This window comes from Gilliamella sp. wkB108, assembly GCF_001690195.1.
Lineage (GTDB): Bacteria > Pseudomonadota > Gammaproteobacteria > Enterobacterales > Orbaceae > Gilliamella > Gilliamella apicola_L.
The window spans coordinates 75,313-95,486 of sequence record NZ_LZGM01000118.1; the positions used below are offsets into that span (position 1 = coordinate 75,313).

The 20,174-nt window shown below is 35.7% G+C and carries 22 protein-coding genes; 9 read left to right on the forward strand and 13 right to left on the reverse strand.

The genetic code is table 11. From position 1 onward, the window contains the following. Window positions 1–83: 83 nt before the first annotated feature. The 3 genes from A9G11_RS12800 to gatA are packed head-to-tail and all read right to left on the reverse strand — an operon-like array spanning window position 84 to window position 2,214. Complete coding sequence (locus tag A9G11_RS12800; RefSeq protein ID WP_065619982.1) at window positions 84–1,457, reverse strand: PTS galactitol transporter subunit IIC; 1,374 nt, start codon at window positions 1,455–1,457, stop codon at window positions 84–86. 4 nt (window positions 1,458–1,461) lie between these two features. After that, window positions 1,462–1,746: a PTS galactitol transporter subunit IIB gene (gatB, locus tag A9G11_RS12805; protein ID WP_065619983.1), complete on the reverse strand. Its 285-nt coding sequence runs from the start codon at window positions 1,744–1,746 to the stop codon at window positions 1,462–1,464. Between the two features lie 15 nt (window positions 1,747–1,761). Then, the gene (gene gatA, locus A9G11_RS12810) at window positions 1,762–2,214 is read right to left on the reverse strand and encodes a PTS galactitol transporter subunit IIA (RefSeq protein ID WP_065619984.1); all 453 of its coding nucleotides are present in this window, start codon (window positions 2,212–2,214) and stop codon (window positions 1,762–1,764) included. Between the two features lie 294 nt (window positions 2,215–2,508). Between gatA and gntK the strand changes: the two genes are divergently transcribed. Both gntK and edd read left to right on the forward strand, forming a co-directional pair. Continuing rightward, window positions 2,509–3,036 carry a gluconokinase gene (gene gntK / locus A9G11_RS12815; protein WP_218056152.1) on the forward strand — a complete coding sequence of 176 codons (528 nt, stop codon included), beginning with the start codon at window positions 2,509–2,511 and terminating at the stop codon, window positions 3,034–3,036. A gap of 48 nt (window positions 3,037–3,084) precedes the next feature. Then, window positions 3,085–4,890, forward strand: a complete 1,806-nt coding sequence (gene edd, locus A9G11_RS12820) for a phosphogluconate dehydratase (protein ID WP_065619985.1) — start codon at window positions 3,085–3,087, stop codon at window positions 4,888–4,890. A gap of 1,177 nt (window positions 4,891–6,067) precedes the next feature. Here edd and A9G11_RS12825 read toward each other — a convergent pair. Next, on the reverse strand, window positions 6,068–7,789 hold the full coding sequence (locus A9G11_RS12825; protein ID WP_065619986.1) for a thiamine pyrophosphate-dependent enzyme: 1,722 nt from the start codon (window positions 7,787–7,789) through the stop codon (window positions 6,068–6,070). 249 nt (window positions 7,790–8,038) lie between these two features. Here A9G11_RS12825 and A9G11_RS12830 point away from each other — a divergent pair, with 249 nt between their 5' ends. From A9G11_RS12830 to fmt, 3 genes are all read left to right on the forward strand, one after another. Further along, window positions 8,039–9,916 (forward strand): SLC13 family permease, encoded by a 1,878-nt coding sequence (locus tag A9G11_RS12830; RefSeq protein ID WP_065619987.1) that lies wholly within the window; start codon window positions 8,039–8,041, stop codon window positions 9,914–9,916. Between the two features lie 148 nt (window positions 9,917–10,064). Beyond that, complete coding sequence (locus A9G11_RS12835; RefSeq protein WP_065619988.1) at window positions 10,065–10,367, forward strand: hypothetical protein; 303 nt, start codon at window positions 10,065–10,067, stop codon at window positions 10,365–10,367. A gap of 128 nt (window positions 10,368–10,495) precedes the next feature. Then, the gene (gene fmt / locus A9G11_RS12840) at window positions 10,496–11,452 is read left to right on the forward strand and encodes a methionyl-tRNA formyltransferase (RefSeq protein ID WP_065619989.1); all 957 of its coding nucleotides are present in this window, start codon (window positions 10,496–10,498) and stop codon (window positions 11,450–11,452) included. Window positions 11,453–11,496: 44 nt separating this feature from the next. Here fmt and tehB read toward each other — a convergent pair whose 3' ends face one another. Then, window positions 11,497–12,363, reverse strand: a complete 867-nt coding sequence (gene tehB / locus A9G11_RS12845; RefSeq protein WP_065619990.1) for an SAM-dependent methyltransferase TehB — start codon at window positions 12,361–12,363, stop codon at window positions 11,497–11,499. 194 nt (window positions 12,364–12,557) lie between these two features. Between tehB and fabI the strand changes: the two genes are divergently transcribed. Beyond that, window positions 12,558–13,346: an enoyl-ACP reductase FabI gene (gene fabI / locus A9G11_RS12850; protein ID WP_065619991.1), complete on the forward strand. Its 789-nt coding sequence runs from the start codon at window positions 12,558–12,560 to the stop codon at window positions 13,344–13,346. Window positions 13,347–13,507: 161 nt separating this feature from the next. On the opposite strand, the gene A9G11_RS12855 is transcribed toward fabI, so the two are convergent. Beyond that, window positions 13,508–13,879, reverse strand: a complete 372-nt coding sequence (locus A9G11_RS12855) for a hypothetical protein (protein ID WP_065619992.1) — start codon at window positions 13,877–13,879, stop codon at window positions 13,508–13,510. Window positions 13,880–14,130: 251 nt separating this feature from the next. On the opposite strand from A9G11_RS12855, the gene slyD reads away from it, so the two are divergent. The 3 genes from slyD to A9G11_RS12870 all read left to right on the forward strand — a co-directional run bounded on the left by slyD (window position 14,131) and on the right by A9G11_RS12870 (window position 15,809). After that, window positions 14,131–14,706, forward strand: coding sequence for a peptidylprolyl isomerase (gene slyD, locus A9G11_RS12860; RefSeq protein ID WP_065619993.1), 576 nt, complete (start codon window positions 14,131–14,133; stop codon window positions 14,704–14,706). Between the two features lie 168 nt (window positions 14,707–14,874). Next, a complete protein-coding gene (gene radC / locus A9G11_RS12865) occupies window positions 14,875–15,546 on the forward strand; it encodes a RadC family protein (RefSeq protein WP_065619994.1) in 672 nt (223 codons plus the stop codon). 41 nt (window positions 15,547–15,587) lie between these two features. After that, window positions 15,588–15,809: a SlyX family protein gene (locus A9G11_RS12870; RefSeq protein WP_176701281.1), complete on the forward strand. Its 222-nt coding sequence runs from the start codon at window positions 15,588–15,590 to the stop codon at window positions 15,807–15,809. A 74-nt stretch (window positions 15,810–15,883) separates the two neighbouring features. Here the strand turns inward: A9G11_RS12870 and A9G11_RS12875 are convergent, their stop codons facing one another. The 7 genes from A9G11_RS12875 to rpmJ all read right to left on the reverse strand — a co-directional run bounded on the left by A9G11_RS12875 (window position 15,884) and on the right by rpmJ (window position 20,159). Next, window positions 15,884–16,801 (reverse strand): DMT family transporter, encoded by a 918-nt coding sequence (locus A9G11_RS12875; protein ID WP_081298573.1) that lies wholly within the window; start codon window positions 16,799–16,801, stop codon window positions 15,884–15,886. A 217-nt stretch (window positions 16,802–17,018) separates the two neighbouring features. Continuing rightward, a complete protein-coding gene (gene rplQ, locus A9G11_RS12880) occupies window positions 17,019–17,405 on the reverse strand; it encodes a 50S ribosomal protein L17 (RefSeq protein ID WP_065558593.1) in 387 nt (128 codons plus the stop codon). A gap of 29 nt (window positions 17,406–17,434) precedes the next feature. Further along, complete coding sequence (locus tag A9G11_RS12885) at window positions 17,435–18,424, reverse strand: DNA-directed RNA polymerase subunit alpha (RefSeq protein ID WP_034911133.1); 990 nt, start codon at window positions 18,422–18,424, stop codon at window positions 17,435–17,437. Between the two features lie 25 nt (window positions 18,425–18,449). Beyond that, window positions 18,450–19,070 carry a 30S ribosomal protein S4 gene (gene rpsD, locus A9G11_RS12890; RefSeq protein ID WP_065619996.1) on the reverse strand — a complete coding sequence of 207 codons (621 nt, stop codon included), beginning with the start codon at window positions 19,068–19,070 and terminating at the stop codon, window positions 18,450–18,452. 43 nt (window positions 19,071–19,113) lie between these two features. Next, on the reverse strand, window positions 19,114–19,503 hold the full coding sequence (gene rpsK / locus A9G11_RS12895) for a 30S ribosomal protein S11 (RefSeq protein WP_065619997.1): 390 nt from the start codon (window positions 19,501–19,503) through the stop codon (window positions 19,114–19,116). A 16-nt stretch (window positions 19,504–19,519) separates the two neighbouring features. After that, entirely contained in the window at window positions 19,520–19,876 is a 357-nt protein-coding gene (gene rpsM / locus A9G11_RS12900) for a 30S ribosomal protein S13 (protein WP_025314404.1), read from the reverse strand. Window positions 19,877–20,045: 169 nt separating this feature from the next. Beyond that, window positions 20,046–20,159: a 50S ribosomal protein L36 gene (gene rpmJ / locus A9G11_RS12905; RefSeq protein ID WP_034884218.1), complete on the reverse strand. Its 114-nt coding sequence runs from the start codon at window positions 20,157–20,159 to the stop codon at window positions 20,046–20,048. Window positions 20,160–20,174 lie beyond the last annotated feature (15 nt).

Below are 20,174 nucleotides of genomic sequence, written 5' to 3' on the forward strand. Positions count from 1 at the left end.
TTACGTTAATGTATAGCTTTCACTGATTGCTCAGTGAAAGATTTAAATTAATTAGGTGGTATGTTATTTATCGATTAGTTATTTTATTTATCGACTTGATTTATTTGCTGTTCTTTCAACAATAATTTATATTTTTGCGCACGTTTCCAGGTCAAAAATAGACAGAAGAGATAAAACAATCCAATAAGCGCAAAACCAATAGGTTGTTTTAAATTAACAAGTTGAACCATAATATAGGTAATTGGTGAGCCACCTTGATCCATTGCACCAACTGAAATCCCACTACCTGCAGTAACAGTTCCGGCATTAACAGCTAACTGGGTTGTTAGAGGAACCATCTGGGTTGCAATCCATAAAGTAATCGCAATAATAATTGCCCCAGAAATAATAATTCTAAACAAATTACCCTGATGAATTGCGACTCCCATAGCGATGAAAAAACCAATAGTAGCTAAATCACCAAACGGTAGCACTTCATTACCCGGAAGAATGACTGCAATAAATATACTTAAAGGAATAAAAATCAAACTAGCAGAGACAACGGTAGAATGACCTAATAATAGTGCGGGATCTAATCCGATAAGGAAATCTTGTCCACCAAATTTAGATTGTAAATGCTTACGAGCTTGTTTAGATATTGGGGTTAAACCATCCATGATTGGTTTAATAACTCGAGGCATTAATAACATTACCGCTGCTGTTTGAATAGCTAATTGTAATGTTTGTTTTAATCCATATCCGGCTAATAAACCTAATATAATCCCCATGAATAAACCAACTGTCACAGGCTCACCAAAAGCACCAAATCGTTTTTGCATATCTACAGCATTAAAATTGATCTTATTAATACCTGGAATCTTTTCTATTACCATATCGACAAACACAGCAATTGGACCGCAGTATGCTGAAGTTCCATGAGGAACAGCGATGCCGTCTAATTCAAAAAATTCTTTAGTATCTTTTGCAAACCAATCACCCAATTTATAAGCAATAACAGCATGCACAATTACGCCAACAATACCTAACCAATACGAACCTGTTGCGATATAAACCAGCGCACCAGTAAATGTCATATGCCAGATATTCCAAATATCGACGTTAACAACGCGAGTTAGCCTTAAAACTAGCATTAAGATATTTACGGCTATGGCAATTGGAATAGCAACTAAGGCAATTTGTGAAGCCCACGTCATTGGCGCGGCGCCCGGCCAACCAACATCAACAACATTTAAACTAATGTCAAATCTTTCCGCCATTGCTTGGGCTGCGGGTCCAACAGAGCTGGTTAATAATCCGACCACTAAACCAATACCGACAAATCCGATCCCAATATGAATACCTGCTTTTAACGCATCACCAATTTTCATTCTTAACACTAATGAAAAAAGAATAATGACAATAGGTAGCATCACAGATGGACCTAGATCCAAAATATACTGCATAATTTCAGTAAACATAGATTTATCCTTTTAAAATAGCTAATATTTTTTCTTTAAGTTGGTCAATGCCAACGCCTGAAACAAAAGGCATTCCATGTACAATAGGAATATCTCCAAAAGTTTGATCCATCTTGGCGGTGGTACAGATCAAGTCCACATCATCAATAAAAGAACTAATTTCATTAATACGACACTGCACAAGGTCTAATTGAATATTATTGTCATTGCACAGATCCTTAATCTCCTCTGCTGCTAATGTTGAGGTTGCTACAGCACCACCACATGCAACGATTATCTTTTTTTTCATAATGCCTCCTGAAACTTATTGATTAAATATCACACGGTTAAAACGCACAGCTATTTCATTTGGCGATGCATTTAACAAGAATTGATAGAATTCTTTATTCTGTAGATTTGTAAAAAGGGCTTTTAACAGTTCGAGTTGATCTTTAGGTGAAGTAACGACCAATGAAATAATCAGTGAAACATCGACAGTACCTGTATCATCAGCGCGATTAAAAGTAACTGGCGATTGGGTTCGAATGATAAAGATAGCTGGACTGTTTGCATGTTCTGCCTCACAGTGAGGAATAGCGACTGCATAACCATCAAGTGCGATACCAGTAGGAAATAAAGCTTCTCGTTTAATCAAAGCGTTTAAATGGCTCTCTTTGACAATCTCTTTTTGTTGTAATTGCTTACTTATATAAGTTAATGCTTCTGTCTCGTTATTAAAAACTAGATTATCTTCGAAAAGAAGCTGACATTTATTCATACTTGATCTCCACATTGGTTATTCATTTAGATTCTTATTATTAATTTCGAAATCAAAAGGTATATCGAAAGATTATTTACTTTCGAAATAAAAAGCAAACAGAAAAGTGTTTTTTTGTGATCGAAATCTATTTTTCAAAAATTAAGCTGAAATTTAAGATTTTGCTCCCATGTCACCCTCGTAAATAAAACATGATCCAGATCACAAAAAGAAATTTTTTATATTGCAAAATAAGATTAAAATGACAAAATGTTACCCGTAACAAAGCGTAATTAAGAAAAATAAGGATTTAAAGTGACTAAAAAAAGTAAACAAGTTTTTGTACTAATGGGTGTATCAGGAAGTGGTAAATCAGCTGTAGCTAAACAAGTAGCATATGACCTTGATGCTGCATTTTTAGACGGTGATTTTTTACATCCTAAAGCCAATATTTTAAAAATGCGTAGTGGGACACCATTAAATGATGAAGATCGTATGCCTTGGCTCCATTTAATTAGTAATGCAGCTTTTGCAATGAGTAACGTCAATGATATTTCAATTATTATCTGTTCATCATTAAAACGACAATATCGGGACATTATTCGGGGTGAAAATGAAAACGTTCATTTTATCTATTTAAAAGGAAGCTTCGATGTTATCGCCGATCGCTTAGCTAAACGTAAAGGACATTATCAAAAAACTGGCATGTTACAATCACAATTTGATACGCTAGAAGAACCAACTTCCGATGAAAAAGATGTTTATACTGTTAACATCGAACAATCGCTAGATGGTGTTGTACATGATACTAAAGAAGCAATCCGTGCCATATGTGATTGTTAGTAATATAAATGGAATGAAAAAATAAAAAAGATAGTCTAAGAGGTTAATGTGAATCCAATTGTTCAAGCTGTCACTCAGCGTATTATTGAGCGTTCTAAAGCTTCCCGTGAAGTTTATTTGCAAAAAATAGAACGCGCTATGTTTCAAAAAGTAACCAGAGCCACTTTGCCGTGTAGTAATCTGGCACATGGCTTTGCTGCCTGTTGTATCGATGAAAAAAATGATTTAAAAAATATCTTGAAAAGTAATATCGGCATTATTAGTTCTTACAATGATATGCTTTCAGCTCATAAGCCTTATGAATTTTATCCGGAACAGATTCGTAAAGTATTACATGAGGTAGGCGCGGTCGGACAAATGGCCGGTGGCGTGCCGGCTATGTGTGATGGTGTTACTCAAGGTGAACCCGGAATGGAATTATCATTGATGAGTCGGGATGTGATTGCCATGTCTGTTGCAGTGGCTCTCTCCCATAATATGTTTGATGGCGCTTTATATTTAGGAATATGTGATAAAATCGTACCGGGACTTTTTGTTGGTGCATTAACCTTTGGACATTTACCAGCAATTTTTATACCCGCCGGTCCAATGCCTTCCGGACTCCCTAATAAAGAAAAAGTCCGTATTCGTCAACTTTATTCAGAAGGTAAAGCCACGCGTGAAGATTTGTTAGAATCAGAGTCAGCATCTTACCATACCAGTGGGACGTGTACTTTTTACGGTACAGCCAATAGTAACCAAATGGTCATTGAATTGATGGGGTTACATCTACCCGGCGCGGCTTTTGTTCATCCTGAAACGGCATTACGTTTTGAATTAACTAATGCCGCTGCCAAGCAAATTACTCGTCTAACCAACCAGTCAGGAAATTATATGCCGGTTGGTAAAATGGTTGACGAAAAAGTGATTGTAAATGGTTTAGTTGCATTACTTGCTACTGGTGGTTCTACCAACCTAACGATGCATATTGTTGCCATGGCCAAAGCAGCAGGTATTATTATTAATTGGGATGATATCTCTGATTTATCCACTGTTGTTCCTTTACTTTGTAGAATCTATCCAAATGGACCTGCGGATATTAATTACTTCCAAGCGGCGGGAGGCACTCCATTGTTAGTGAGAGAACTCTTAAATGGTGGTTTATTACATGAAGATGTAGAAACCGTTGCTGGACATGGTCTAAGTCGTTATACCAAAGAGCCTATTTTAGAAAATGGTCAATTGATCTACCGCGACGGACCAACAAAATCATTAGATGAAAATGTCATTGCATCAATGAAAAAGCCTTTTAATTCCCATGGTGGACTAAAAGTCATGTCAGGTAATCTTGGTCGCGCTGTAATGAAAACATCGGCTATCGCACCTGAACATCAGATTATTGAAGCTCCTGCAGTGGTTTTTAACAGTCAATATGATTTAGATGCTGAATATAAAGCTGGAAAACTTGATAAAGATTGTATCGTTGTTGTTCGCTACCAAGGGCCAAAAGCGATTGGCATGCCTGAACTACATAAACTGATTACTCCATTGGGAGTACTGCAAGATCGTGGTTACAAAGTGGCATTATTAACCGATGGACGCCTCTCTGGAGCATCGGGTAAAGTACCGGCTGCTATTCATGTGACACCGGAAGCCTATGACGGTGGGTTATTAAGTAAGGTAAAAAATGGTGATATGATTCGCGTCAATGGTCAAAGCGGTGAGATGACATTATTAGTTGATCAAGCAGAATTAGCTAAACGTGAACCTTATCCATTTGATTTAACCGATTCCCATCATGGTTTTGGTCGTGAACTTTTCACAGTTATTCGTGAAAATCTTACTTCAGCGGAAGAAGGTGCTGTCAGTTTTTAAACTAAGCTTTCTGCCACAAAACGTGGCAGAAACGGCATAGACTCCTGAATATTTTTTACAAAATATACGTCAAGTTATATACAAATCAACCCTGTTAGAACCCATTTAGCAACTATATTCAGCATCAAAAGAGAAATGAAGCGGCATAGACTCCTGAATATTTTTTACAAAATATGCATCAAATTATATACAAATCGACCCCGTTATAACTCACTTAATTGCTATTTGTTGCATCAAAAGAGAAATGAAGCGGTATAGACTCCTGAATATTTTTTACAAAATATATAGCAAATTCTATACAAACCGACCTTGTTAGAACTCACTTAGTTGCTATTTGTTGCATCAAAAGAAAAATAAAACGGCATAGACTCCTGAATAATTTTTACAAAATATGTAGCAAATTCTATACAAACCAACCCTGTTAGAACTCACTTAGTTGCTATTTGTTGCGTCGAAAGAGAAATAAAACGGTATAGATCCCTGAATATTTTTTACAAATAATGTGTCAAATTATATACAAACCAACCTCGCTATAACTCAATTAGCTGCTACATGTAGCTATAAGAGAAAAATGAAGCGGTATAGACTCCTGAATAATTTTTACAAAAAATGCGTCAAGTTATTTACAAACCTACCCTGTTAGAACCCACTTAGTTACTATTTGTTGCGTTGAAAGAGAAATGAAACGGTATAGATCCCTGAATATTTTTTACAAAACAAAATATACATCAAATTCTATACAAGCCAACCCTGTTAGAACTCACTTAATTGCTATTTGTTGCGTCGAAAGAAAATGAAGCGGTATAGACTCCTGAATAATTTTTACAAAAAATGCGTCAAGTTATTTACAAACCTACCCTGTTAGAATCCACTTAGTTACTATTTGTTGCGTTGAAAGAGAAATGAAATGGTACAGATCCCTGAATATTTTTTACAAAATTAAAAATCTATAAATGAATCTCAATCCTTGTTTTACTTAAAAGGATTATAGCTTTATAAAAAGCCCTTTCTTTTGGGGAATTTGTAAAATCTGAATTGAACGTAAGAAGATATTGTCAGTTTTTAATCTGAGCCTTCTGCCACAATACGTGGCAGAAACGCCCAATAAACCTATAGCTAACCTGAAACTTTTTCACGAAAATAGTAATTTTATTTAGATGAAATTGTTTCTGTTAACTTACTTTTTAACAAAGTTATCGACCAATAAATGAACTACATCTCCCATTTTTCCACTTAAAGAAGCTTTCACGCCATAAAGTGCCATTCCCATTACTTGAGATGCTTTAATTTCTGGAGGCATAACCAGTTCGTTAGGACTGGTCTTTACGTCTAATAAAGCCGGACCTGAATGAGCTAAAAATGATTGCACCGCTGCTTCCAGTAAATCTGAATCTTCTACTCTTATGGAAAATAATCCTATGGATTCAGCCACTTTTGCAAAATCAGGATTTTGTAAATCAGTATAGTGATCGACTAATCCTTCTACTTTTTGCTCTAATTCTACAAAATTGAGTGAACCATTATTCAGTACAATTATTTTTATAGGTAATTTCTCTTGAATGGTGGTTAATAAATCGCCTAACAGCATACTTAATCCACCGTCACCTGAGAGTGTAATAACTTGACGATTAGGAAAGGCTTTTTGTACACCTAATGCTTGAGGCATGGCATTGGCCATTGTGCCATGTTTAAGACTTATTACTGTTCGTCGTTTACCATTGGTATTGAAATGGCGACAAGCCCACACCATTGCCGAACCGACATCAGCACAAAGAACAGCATCATCAGAGGCATACTTATCAATCAGTTCAGTTAAATATTGAGGATGAATAGTAGAATGTGAAGGCAATGCTTTTTTATTCAATTTATTCATTGATTTTATATACAATTGACGACACATTTCTAAAAATTTAGCGTCTATCTTCTGATCGACTAAAGGAATTAATGCCGATAAAGTTGGTTTACTACTACCAACAACGCCTATATCTACTGGATGACGACGACCAAGATGAGTTGCATCTATATCAACTTGAATAATAGTGGCTTTATCTGGGTAGAACTGTGACCATGCAAAATCAGCACCTAACATTAAAAGCACATCACACTCTTTAATCGCTGTCGCACCTGATTCCATTCCAAACATACCAGTCATGCCAACATTATAAGGGTTGTCGTACTCTACAAAGTCTTTCGCTCTAGAAGTGTGTACAATCGGTGATTTTAACTTATCCGCCAGTGCAATTAATTCATCGTGGGCTTCATACACACCTTGCCCTGCAAAGATAGCTACTTTGCTATTTTTATTCAATATATTGGCTATTTGCGAAAGTTCTTTATCGGAAGGACGAATAATTGGGTTAGGATGATAAATTTTATGACCACTGTTATCTTCTACATGTACCACGCTAATATTATAAGGTATGACCAACACTGCAACACCACGTTGATTTATCGCCGCTTGAATCGCTGCCGTAGTAATTTCCCGCACCTGAGTAGGATCGTTAATTTGTCGGCAGAACACTGAACAGTTTTTATAAAGGGATTCAAAATCAACTTCTTGTGGAAAATCGGTTCCCTGTTGAGAAGTAACTAATTGGCTAGCTAATAAAATAACCGGAACTTTATTTCGTTGAGCTTCATAAATACCATTAATAAAATGTAAACTCCCCGGACCACAAGAGCCTGCGCAAGCTGTAATTTGGTTGGTAAGATAAGCGTCAGCACCGGCAGCAAAAGCCCCGACTTCTTCATGACGAACATGTATCCATTCAATATCACTTTTTTCGATTGCAGCAGTTATATGGTTTAATGTATCACCTACAATTCCATAACAATGTTTAACACCTGCTTCTGCTAAAATATCTACTATAATTTGTGCCACAGTCTTTTTTGATGACATACTCTCTCCTAATAGATTTAATGATTAAATAGAACAACCTGTTTAAATTACACCCAACTTTTAATAATGCGAATAGGCTAGATAACAAAAAGCAATAAATGTTAAAAACTGCAAAAATGTTATATTTTTGTACAGCAAACTTTAATTAAACATATTCCCTATTGCAATAAATCAAGGTATTATGTCGAAAATCTAGCCGACTTAATAGAGTTACTTTCTGTGAAACAATTGTCATCAGGGCATGGGTTAATGTCATGGTTTACTTCAATTTTGCCTAATTATTTTATTGAGTATTACCCACTCATTATTGTTTGCCTATTACTGTTTATTGCTATTTTACTCTTCTCATTCAGTAAATTAAGATTAGATATTATTGCGTTATTAACAATTACCGCTATTACCATTACGGGTGTATTAACGCCAGCGGAAGCACTAGCAGGATTTAGCGATCCTAATATTATTTTAATTGCGTTACTGTTCGTTATTGGTGAAAGTCTGGTCAGAACCGGTATTTCCTATAAGATGAGTGAGTATATCTTAAGAATAGCCGGTAAAAATGATATTCGTATTATTACCTGTATTATGTTAGGCGTTGCTTTACTCGGTTCAATTATGAGTTCAACAGGGGTTGTTGCTATCTTTATTCCTGTTGCTATTAGTATTGCTAATCATACTGGTATTCATGTCAAAAAACTGATGATGCCTCTTTGTATTGCTGCATTAATTAGCGGCATGATGACATTAGTTGCCACCGCACCAAATTTAGTTGTAAACAGTGAACTTGATCGCTCATCATTAACCGAATTTAAGTTCTTCTCTATTACCCCTATTGGTTTAGGTGTATTAATTGTTGGGATTATTTACTGTATATTAACACGTAACTGGTTACTCACCGCTGAGCAAGTGACCTCAAATAATTCACAACCTAATAGACGAAAAATCACCGATTTAATCAGAGACTATAAATTAATTGGTCGAGCGCATCGCGCTCAAATACTCGCTGGTTCGCCTTTTGTGGGAAGAACTATAGATAGTTTACATTTACGTAGCGAACAAGGTGTTAATGTTATCGGTATTGAACGTTGGCGTAAATTCCGAAAAGTATTAATTCCGGTTAATGGTACTACCGAATTTCGTGAAAATGATATTCTATTACTTGATATGTCTCACTCGGAAGCTGATTACCGTACTTTTTTAAATACTAATAACCTTGAACCAAAGGTTTTGCGTGGTGAATATTTTTCCGAACAAGTTAAAGAAGTCGGTATGGCCGAAGTGGCTCTACTCCCAGAATCAACACTATGTGGTAAAACTTTAAATGAACTCGATTTCCGAGCCAAATATTTTTTAACTGTAATTGGAATTTGGCGTAACCACGCCCCCGTCGAAACGAATAACTTATTCCAAGAACGTTTAGAAATGAGTGATACATTATTAGTTTGTGGCGGTTGGGGATCAATTCAAAAATTACAAACCCGTACTAATGATTTTGTGGTATTAGACTTTCCAGCAGATATTGATGATGTAGCACCCGCTAGTTCACAAGCTTATCTGGCTATTATCAATCTCGCTATTATGATTATATTAATGGTAACAGGAATTGTACCTAATGTCGTCGCTGCACTAATCGCCTGTTTATTAATGGGCGCTACACGTTGTATTGATATGAATGATGCATATAAATCGATACATTGGCCAACTTTAATTTTAATTATCGGTATGATGCCTTTTGCTTTAGCATTAAATAAAACGGGTGGGATTTCTCTCATCTCTGATTTGCTCGAAATACACTTAAAATCATACGGTCCGTATGTGGTATTGACCTTTATTTTTTTACTTTGTTCAACCGTTGGATTGTTCATATCAAATACTGCAACAGCTATTTTAATTGCGCCTATTGCTATTGATTTAGCCATAAAATTTGGTTACTCACCTTATCCTTTTGCTATGACGGTTGCTATTGCTACCTCTGCTTCATTTATCACGCCGGTATCATCTCCAGTTAAAACAATGATTGTTGCTCCGGGTGGGTATAGTTTTGGTGATTTTGTAAAAATTGGTGTGCCGTTAACTTTTTTAGTTATGGCAGTAAATATTGTTTTAGTACCTATATTCTTCCCATTTTAAATCGGAAACATCTTTTTGTTGTTTATAGATAAATCATTTGTTAACCTAATTAAGGTTAGTAATCGAAGTAATATTATCGGTGTAATGTACAAGATAACTAACTAATAACGTTTTTATAAGAAATAAAGGATAGAAAAGAAAACTCAAAATGAATGGATTAATACAAATTGTCATGGCACTTGCCATTGTCTTAATATTATTACTATTTTTAGAATTATTGGTCATTTTAGTCGCTTCACTCAAAAGCAAAGCTATTATTCGTCAAATTAATGCTGGAAAAATAAGTGATCATAAGTTAACACATCAATATAATAATTTTAAAAAATGGAAAGATAATAAATTAGTAGCAATACTTATGGCTGGTATTGCATACAAATTTTATATCAAGATGCAAAATATATTATTTGAAGCTTATAAACAAGGTATGATAAAACGCAACCTTCCTTTATAGCGTTTCTAGCTCGCCAAATAGTGAAAAAAGGGGTTATTAATCATAGATGACTCCTTTTTGATTAAAGATCCTAACCCAAATATCGTATATAATGCCTCTAATTTTTTCAATTACGGATAACAATACTGATGTTACATTCAACCCAGCCTTTAAATATTATCTTTGCAGGTACTCCAGATTTTGCAGCCACCCATTTAAAGGCATTAATTAATGCTAACCATAATGTGATCGCAGTGTTTACTCAACCTGATCGCCCTGCTGGTCGTGGTAATAAATTAACCGCAAGTCCAGTAAAACAATTAGCACTAGAAAATAATCTGCCAGTTTATCAGCCTGATACGTTGAAAAAAGAAGAGAATCAAAAAGTCATCGCTGAGTTAAATGCTGACATTATGATCGTCGTTGCATATGGTTTAATTTTGCCACAGGCAGTACTTGATATGCCTAAATTAGGTTGTTTGAATGTACATGGTTCATTATTACCACGTTGGCGTGGTGCAGCACCTATTCAACGAGCATGTTGGGCGGGTGATACACAAACTGGCATCACAATTATGCAAATGGATGCAGGGCTAGACACAGGCGATATGCTATACAAACTGACATGCCCTATAGAGCCAACGGATACAAGCGCATCATTGTATGAGAAATTAGCCCAATTAGGACCACAAGGTTTACTGCAAACACTGGCTTTAATAAAAGAAGGAAAAATTAAGCCTGAAAAACAAGATGCAACACAGGCCACTTATGCCGAAAAACTTTCGAAACAAGAAGCCAAATTAGATTGGCATTTACCTGCTGTACAACTTGAACGCTGTGTTCGCGCTTTTAATCCATGGCCGGTCAGTTATTTTGAAGTTAACGGAGAGATGATTAAAGTATGGCAAGCTCAAGTGACAGCAATTGAACATAACCAACCTGCAGGCACCATTCTCAAAGCAGATAAACTAGGGATTTGTATTGCTACAAGTGACGGGGCGTTCAATATGACTCTTCTACAACCTGCTGGAAAAAAACCAATGTCAGCACAAGATTTATTAAACTCTCGTAAAGCTTGGTTTATTGTTGGTGAAAAACTAAATTAACCAATAATATTAAAACCTAATAATTACAGGGTATCACCCTGTAATTATTTGCTCTTCTTGGCTAACAAAGTGGCAAATCTAAGTTTAATTCGATTACCATGAATATCGGTTTTATGTAATTCACCAATATCTTCATTATATTTTAAAATTTCCCAATCTTGATAGTAGTTGAGTAGTTCTTGTTCTTTAAACGTAAATGAAAATGCAACAGGGCAAGGATAATCTGTGGTAGACATAGCACTAACAATTAAATTATATCCGCCGGATTTAGTCATTGCTTGCATATTATGAATAATATCTGGAATTCGTTCTGGCTGTAAAAACATCATTACCACAGTGGAAATAATCAGATCGTATTCACCTTGCCAACAAGCTTGATTAATATCATAAACAGAAGCTTTAATATTGGGTATATGTTCATTAGTAATGATCTGTTGTAAATTATCAATACTCAGTTCAGATTTATCAACGGCATCAACATCAAAACCAATTAGTTGTAGATACAATGAATTTCGCCCAGAACCACATCCAAGATCTAAAGCCCTACCCGTAGTTGGTATTAATTGGCAAGTTTCATAGACATCAGAATGTGTTTTGGTCATCTGATACTTTTTATTAGTATAATCTTCAGGTAAACAATAAAAAGATAATTGGCATACTAGATCATCTGAAACCGATGCTATCCGATGCCATTGTTGAGGCGCTATAAATGGAGGCTGATGTTGAGTATTAAAATGATGCCGATCAACAATTTCACCTTCTGGTGTTAATATGTCAAAATCTAAACTACCCGCCATAATTTGTAATTTCGCCCATGTACCTACTTGGGTATTATGTTTTTCACGAAATGGTTGAGGTAGTGTCTTTGCATCCCAAATGGCTAACGTTTTATAACAAACTAATTTTTCCATGATTGTATCACTGTCAATAGCGGTTAATAGTTGACTATTATAGTAAACTATTTGGGATATAAACAACTTTTTTTGCTAAAAAATAGACAGCAACATGTCAACTAAAAATAAATTTATGGTGGCGAAGTTGGCTTTATCAACATATAATCGTCACTATCCTAGTCGATAGAGTAAAAACATTAGAGGAAAAATTTATGGGATTTTTAACAGGCAAACGTATACTCGTTACAGGTGTTGCAAGTAATCGTTCTATTGCTTACGGTATCGCGCAATCAATGCATCGTGAAGGTGCTGAACTAGCCTTCACTTATCAAAGCGATAAATTAAAAGCACGTGTCGAAGAGTTTGCAGCTGATTTTGGTTCTAAAATCGTCCTACCTTGTGATGTTGCACATGATGAAAGTATCACAGACTTGTTTACCGAGCTTGCAAAAGTATGGGATAAATTTGACGGATTTGTACATGCTATAGCTTTTGCTCCTGGCGATCAATTAGACGGTGATTATGTTAATGCGGTTACACGTGAAGGATTTTCAATTGCACATAATATTAGCTCTTACAGTTTTGTTGCCCTAGCTAAAGCATGTCGTGCAATGTTAAACCCTAACTCTGCATTATTAACGCTTTCTTATCTTGGAGCTGAACGCGCTATTCCTAATTATAATGTTATGGGGCTTGCTAAAGCATCATTAGAAGCAAATGTGCGTTATATGGCAAATGCAATGGGACCTGAAGGTATTCGTGTTAATGCTATTTCAGCTGGACCAATTCGTACCCTAGCTGCATCAGGTATAAAAGACTTCAAAAAAATGCTATCTCACTGTGAATCAGTCACACCAATTCGTCGTACAGTAACAACAGAAGATGTTGGTAATAGTGCAGCGTTTTTATGTTCAAACTTAGCCTCAGGCATTACCGGTGAAGTGGTGCATGTTGATGGTGGATTTAGCATCGCTGCAATGAACGAATTAGAACTTAAATAACATGTATTATTAAAAATAAAAAAGGCATCAATGATTATCTTGATGCCTTTTTTATTCGTCTATTTTCTGTTTTTTTATGATAAAAAGTCAGTAATCACATTAATCAGTAGCTGTTACGCATATTTAAATTTATGAATTCAGTGTCACAGCTTTAATTTAGCTTAATTATCAACTTTGACTTCTGCATTTGATTTTTGAATCAATTCAGGTAAATCAAAAGTTCCGCATCTTTCTTGTAAGAACTCATTATCGACTGTTTTTATCTTGTTCACTCTAACAATATTCATACATACATCATATTGACCAACTAAATGATTAATATAAAAAACTGGAATATTAATAATGACAAAGAGAAATATTGCAGGTAGCATAAAAATAAAACACATCCCTAGAAGTGATCCACCTTTTTCATTCCAACGTTTTAACACTTTTTTCCCGACTCGATAACTAAGGTAACAAAAAACGATAGTACATAAAGGGAGCCACAAATATAATGCCAGTGGCGCTAAGATTTGTATTGTTTTATATGACATAATAATCCTTAATAAATAATCTACAGGCAAAATAGCTTAATAGCTGATTGAATTAAACAAATTTTGATAATTGATGTGAAACCGTGTTATAGCGTTACAATATATTAAATCAGTAAAATTAACAAGTTAACATTGATTATATCTAAATTATTTTTTTCGGTTTTATATAAAATAAAAATTATGAATACTTATGCCTCATTTTCCGTTAAAATCTATTACAATTTGCTTGGTAATAGTCTGTCGGAGAAAAAATGAAAATAGCAAAAAATACAGTAGTTAGTTTGGCATATCAAGTTCGAACTAAAGATGGTGTTCTGGTTGATGAGGCTACAACTGTCGCCCCTCTAGAGTATTTACATGGTGCAGGAAACTTATTGCAAGATCTTGAAACAGCATTAGAAGGTCATCAGGTTGGTGATAAATTTGATGTTGAATTAATTAATGCCTATGGTGATTTCAATGATGCACTTGTTCAAAATGTTCCTCGTGATGTATTTGTAGGTATTGATGAACTTGAAGTCGGTATGCGTTTTTTTGCTGATACTGAACATGGTTCATTACCAGTTGAGATCACCGCTATCGATGGTGATAGTATTACAATCGATGGTAATCATATGTTAGCAGGACAAGATCTGCTGTTTAATGTTGAAGTGCTTGGTATTCGTGAAGCCACTGAGGAAGAAATTGCTCATGGACATATTCATGGCGCACATGGTCACGATCATAGTCATGGTGGTTGCGGTTGTGGTGGTCATGATCATGATGATGAAGAGGATGAAAACAGCGGTTGCTGTGGCGGTGGTCATGGTGGCTGTGGTTGCCATTAATGAATACAAAATTCATAATTTAATAAAGCGCTATATAGCGCTTTTTTCATAACTGTAAAATAATAAATATTTTTGTGACAAAATTCCCAACATTTTAGTATTAAGTTTTATCTTTTGACTCATTTTATTAATAATCTACTTTTTATCGATTATGGAAATCGCATTACTATGTCTTTACAAGCGACAAAATTAATGCCACGAGAAAAACTGTTACTTTTTGGTGTTGAAGCATTAAGTGATGCCGAACTACTTGCTCTTTTTTTACGTACCGGTACTCGTCAATTATCCGTTTTAGAATTATCGCAAAAATTATTAAATGAATTTGGATCTTTCTATCATTTAATCAATGCAAGCCATAATGATTTTTGTCAAAAACACGGGCTTGGTACCGCTAAATATACTCAACTCAAAGCGGTTGTCGAACTTTCACATCGTTATTTAAAAGTAAAAATGACCAATGAAAATTCACTCTCTTCACCATCTTTAACACATCACTATTTAGCCAGTCGATTAGCAAATAAAGATCGGGAGATTTTTATGGTGATTTTTTTAGATAACCAAAATCATGTTATTACTTCTGAGGAGATGTTTATTGGTACTTATAATTGTGTTGAAGTGCATCCCCGTGAAGTAGCCAGACGAGCATTACAATATAATGCAGCCTTTTTGATTTTGGCTCATAATCATCCATCAGGAATGGCTGAGCCTAGTCAAGCAGATCGCAATTTAACCCAAAAAATTGAACAAGTTTGTCAATTAATTGATGTACGAATAATAGATCATATTGTGATTGGTAAAGGTGAATATGTCTCTTTTGCTGAGCGAGGATGGATTTCATAACTATTTTTACTTACAATACGTAATTTATAGCAAATTAACTCATTGAAAAAGGTATTTTTATGAACCAACAGCTAGAGCTTTTAGAAACTAAACTAGCCTTTCAAGAAATAACAATTGAAGAACTAAATCAAATGGTCACTAATCTTCAAGCAGACGTAAGCAAATTAAAAGAGCAGCTAATTTTATTATCACAAAAATTACAAGCCAGCCAACCTTCTAATATTGCGAACCTTTCTGAAGAAACCCCTCCACCACATTATTAATGTAACAGTTTTGTATATTATTAATATATCACTAATATGCCAGATTAATTAAACATACTAAATTGTCGTTACGATTAATTTTGAATATTTTCACTGGATTGATCTACTTTAAATAAAATCGATCGCCGTGTTCGAATAAAAACATAACCGCGATAAGTTAATAAAGAAATTAATATTAATGAACAACCAATCCACTTCATCCAAGGCATAGGTTCAGAATAAATAATGACACCAGCGATAGTGGTAAAAATAGGCTCTAATATCATAATAATCGCTGCATTGCCTACTGGCACATATTTCTGTCCTACCAATTGCAATGCATAACGTAAAATTGTCGCAATAAGTACACTTGCGACAAACCAACCAAGAGTCACCCAGCTAACAGTAGAAGGCCAAGTTTCAAAAAATAGAGATAAGATTAAGCAACAAGAACCCGTACAAAAGAGCTGTATCACAATAAGCGGTAAAATTGCAATTTTCTGCACAAATCGGCTATTAAAAATAAAAAATATGGCTTGTGCTAAAGCGGATGTAAAAAACCAAACCTGATTAATATTTGCATGCCAACCATTAGACAATGTTAAAAAAGCAAGACCAACAACCGCTATGGGTAACGAGATCCAAAAAATCAATAACGGTTTTTCCTTAAAAAAAATCAAGCCGACTAATGGTGCCATTAATACCGATAGACTCATAATAAATGACCCTTCGCCAAGTTCACCACCAAGACTAATTGCTAAAATCCAAAATATGATATTGATTGCTTGTAAGCAACCCGCAAATATTGCTTTCGGTAAATTTGGTAGTTCAATGCGTTGGTGAGCGCCAATACAAACTGGAAATAATATAACCGAAGCTGAGAGGAAGCGAAGAGCCATAAATCCTAACGGGGGCATACCTAAAATCGACTCTTTAGAAAATACCCAACCTAATGCCGCTAATATAGTAACAAAAACTAAAATCCATTCACCGTTACGTTTGAGATCTATCATACAAAAATAATGTTGGAAAATATTGTAGCTGCAAATCTTAAATCCTTTATTTCATTGAGTAAAGTTATTTACCTACAAATATCGTGTGAAGAGAAAATATATAATAAATAAAGAAAGGTAATAACCGAAAAGTAGTTTAGAAAAGAGTGGTTATTTAAAATAAGTAGAAAAATAAAAACCGGCATAATGCCGGTTTTAATATACACTAATTGAATAATTATTCAGCTGTAGCTTCTGCTTCTACTGCAGGGCGATCAACTAATTCAATATAAGCCATTGGAGCATTATCTCCGTCACGGAAACCACATTTTAAAATACGTACATAACCACCTGGGCGTGTAGCAAAACGTGGACCTAAATCTGAAAATAATTTTTTAACTGTATCTTTATCACGGATACGAGCAAAAGCCAGACGGCGATTAGCTACGCTATCGCTTTTGGCTAGCGTAATTAACGGTTCAACGACACGACGCAACTCTTTTGCTTTAGGCAATGTAGTTTTGATGATTTCATGTTCAACAAGTGAACTTGTCATGTTACGAAACATTGCTTGACGGTGGCTGCTATTTCGGTTCAGTTGACGACCACTTTTACGATGGCGCATAACTTTATCCTTCTTATATAAATTTTATTTTAGTCTTCAACAATACTTGCTGGTGGCCAATTCTCAAGGCGCATGCCTAATGATAAACCACGTGATGCGAGTACATCCTTAATTTCAGTAAGTGATTTTTTACCAAGATTAGGAGTTTTAAGTAGCTCAACTTCGGTACGCTGGACTAAATCACCAATATAATGAACTGCTTCTGCTTTTAAGCAATTAGCAGACCGAACAGTTAATTCCAAATCATCCACTGGACGTAGAAGAATTGGATCAAATTCCGGTTTATCTTCTTTAACTTCAGGTTGACGTACATCACGTAAATCAACGAAAGCTTCAAGTTGTTCAGCCAAAATTGTTGACGCACGACGGATAGATTCTTCAGGATCGATAGTACCATTAGTTTCCATATCAATAACTAATTTATCTAGATCCGTACGTTGTTCCACACGAGCTGCATCGACAGAATAAGCGATACGCTCAACAGGACTATAACATGCATCAACCAATAAACGACCAATTGGTCGCTCTTCATCTTCTGACTTAACGCGAGCAGAAGCAGGGACATAACCACGTCCTCGTTGTACACGAATACGCATACTTATTGAAGCATTTGCATCAGTAAGATGACAAATTACTAAATCAGGATTAACAATTTCAACATCGCCATCGTGTGTGATATCCGATGCAGTTACTGCGCCAATACCTGATTTATTTAAAGTCAGCATAACATCATCTTTAGTATGTACACGAACTGCTAGTTTTTTTAGATTAAGCAATATATCAAGTACATCTTCCTGAACGCCTTCTTTAGTACTGTACTCATGCAGAACACCGTCAATTTCTACTTCGGTTACTGCATATCCAGGCATTGATGATAATAAAATGCGGCGTAGTGCATTACCTAAAGTATGACCAAAACCACGCTCAAGTGGCTCTAAAGTCACTTTAGCATGAGTTTGACTGTATTGAACAACATCAACTAGGTGAGGTTTTAAAAACTCTGTTACAGAACCCTGCATTATGTCCTCTCTTAAGTGCTAAACTTTACTTAGAGTAAAGTTCGACGATCAAATGTTCGTTGATGTCGGCAGATAAATCTGAACGTTCTGGTAAGCGTTTAAATACACCTTCCATTTTGCCAGCATCAACTTCTAACCAAGTTGGTTTTTCACGTTGTTCAGCTAACTCTAAAGCAGCTTTGATACGTGCTTGTTTTTTTGATTTTTCGCGAACACTAATCACATCTTCAGGCGATACCTGATAAGATGCTATGTTAACTACGCGACCATTAACAAGAACAGCTTTATGGCTAACTAATTGACGAGCTTCAGCGCGAGTAGCACCAAATCCCATACGATAAACAACGTTATCTAAGCGACATTCTAAAAGGCTAAGTAGGTTTTCACCAGTATTACCTTTAATACGCGCTGCATTTTTGTAGTAATTACGGAATTGACGTTCTAGAATTCCATAAATACGTCTAACTTTTTGTTTCTCACGTAACTGAACACCATAATCTGATAAACGCGGTTTACGCGCACCATGTTGTCCAGGAGCTTGTTCTAACTTACATTTACTATCAACCGCTCGGACACCAGATTTAAGGAATAAATCTGTACCTTCACGACGACTTAATTTGAGCTTAGGTCCCAAATATCTTGCCATTTTATTTCTCCAATAATCCTAAACATTCATTGTTTAATTAAAATTAAACACGACGTTTCTTTGGTGGACGACAACCGTTATGAGGAATCGGAGTTACATCAGTAATATTAGTGATGCGATAACCCGCTGCATTTAATGCACGAATTGTTGACTCACGACCAGGACCAGGTCCTTTAACCATAACTTCTAGATTCTTAATTCCGTAGTCTTTCACGGCTTCAGCACAACGTTCTGCTGCAACTTGAGCTGCAAACGGAGTTGACTTACGAGAGCCACGGAAACCAGAACCACCAGCGGTTGCCCAACCCAACGCATTACCTTGACGATCGGTAATAGTTACGATTGTATTGTTAAATGATGCATGAATATGAGCTATACCATCAGAAACTTGCTTTTTTACACGTTTACGTGCACGAACAGGTGTCTTTGCCATTTATTTATCACCTCAATTATTTCTTGATTGGCTTACGCGGTCCCTTACGGGTACGAGCGTTAGTCTTAGTGCGTTGACCACGGACAGGAAGTCCACGACGGTGACGCATGCCACGATAACAACCAAGGTCTAATAAACGCTTGATACTCATTGTTACTTCACGACGTAAATCACCTTCAACGGTAAATTTAGCGACTTGTTCACGTAACTTTTCAATCTGATCTTCAGATAGTTCTCTGATCTTAACATGTTCAGGAATACCCGCTTCAGCACAAATTGTCTTAGCGCGAGTATTACCGATACCATAAATTGCTTGTAAAGCAATTACAGCATGTTGCTGATCAGGAATGTTAATGCCTGCTATACGGGCCACTATGCACTCCTTTTTGTTAATGTTCAGCAAACCCACTATACTGAAAAGCCCGTTTTCAGGATACTCAAACAGTGGATTTACAAAAAAATTTTAGGCTGGCTATTCTAGCCAGCTTTACTATACTTTGGCAAGTAAAATATGCAAAAGTCCAACTTTACAGTTAAATTAATTAACCTTGACGTTGTTTATGTTTACCTTCAATGCAAATAACACGAACGATGCCATTGCGTTTGATGATTTTACAATTTCTGCATAATTTCTTGACTGAAGCACGAACTTTCATTTTTCTCTCCGTAAC

Excerpts from the sequence above, each read along its gene's own strand:
- A9G11_RS12800 (WP_065619982.1), bottom strand. The coding sequence starts at position 1,457 with ATGTTTACTGAAATTATGCAGTATATTTTGGATCTAGGTCCATCTGTG.
- gatB (WP_065619983.1), bottom strand. The coding sequence starts at position 1,746 with ATGAAAAAAAAGATAATCGTTGCATGTGGTGGTGCTGTAGCAACCTCA.
- gatA (WP_065619984.1), bottom strand. The coding sequence starts at position 2,214 with ATGAATAAATGTCAGCTTCTTTTCGAAGATAATCTAGTTTTTAATAAC.
- A9G11_RS12825 (WP_065619986.1), bottom strand. The coding sequence starts at position 7,789 with ATGTCATCAAAAAAGACTGTGGCACAAATTATAGTAGATATTTTAGCA.
- A9G11_RS12830 (WP_065619987.1), top strand. The coding sequence starts at position 8,039 with ATGTCATGGTTTACTTCAATTTTGCCTAATTATTTTATTGAGTATTAC.
- A9G11_RS12835 (WP_065619988.1), top strand. The coding sequence starts at position 10,065 with ATGAATGGATTAATACAAATTGTCATGGCACTTGCCATTGTCTTAATA.
- fmt (WP_065619989.1), top strand. The coding sequence starts at position 10,496 with ATGTTACATTCAACCCAGCCTTTAAATATTATCTTTGCAGGTACTCCA.
- tehB (WP_065619990.1), bottom strand. The coding sequence starts at position 12,363 with ATGGAAAAATTAGTTTGTTATAAAACGTTAGCCATTTGGGATGCAAAG.
- fabI (WP_065619991.1), top strand. The coding sequence starts at position 12,558 with ATGGGATTTTTAACAGGCAAACGTATACTCGTTACAGGTGTTGCAAGT.
- A9G11_RS12855 (WP_065619992.1), bottom strand. The coding sequence starts at position 13,879 with ATGTCATATAAAACAATACAAATCTTAGCGCCACTGGCATTATATTTG.
- slyD (WP_065619993.1), top strand. The coding sequence starts at position 14,131 with ATGAAAATAGCAAAAAATACAGTAGTTAGTTTGGCATATCAAGTTCGA.
- radC (WP_065619994.1), top strand. The coding sequence starts at position 14,875 with ATGTCTTTACAAGCGACAAAATTAATGCCACGAGAAAAACTGTTACTT.
- A9G11_RS12875 (WP_081298573.1), bottom strand. The coding sequence starts at position 16,801 with ATGATAGATCTCAAACGTAACGGTGAATGGATTTTAGTTTTTGTTACT.
- rplQ (WP_065558593.1), bottom strand. The coding sequence starts at position 17,405 with ATGCGCCATCGTAAAAGTGGTCGTCAACTGAACCGAAATAGCAGCCAC.
- A9G11_RS12885 (WP_034911133.1), bottom strand. The coding sequence starts at position 18,424 with ATGCAGGGTTCTGTAACAGAGTTTTTAAAACCTCACCTAGTTGATGTT.
- rpsD (WP_065619996.1), bottom strand. The coding sequence starts at position 19,070 with ATGGCAAGATATTTGGGACCTAAGCTCAAATTAAGTCGTCGTGAAGGT.
- rpsK (WP_065619997.1), bottom strand. The coding sequence starts at position 19,503 with ATGGCAAAGACACCTGTTCGTGCACGTAAACGTGTAAAAAAGCAAGTT.
- rpmJ (WP_034884218.1), bottom strand. The coding sequence starts at position 20,159 with ATGAAAGTTCGTGCTTCAGTCAAGAAATTATGCAGAAATTGTAAAATC.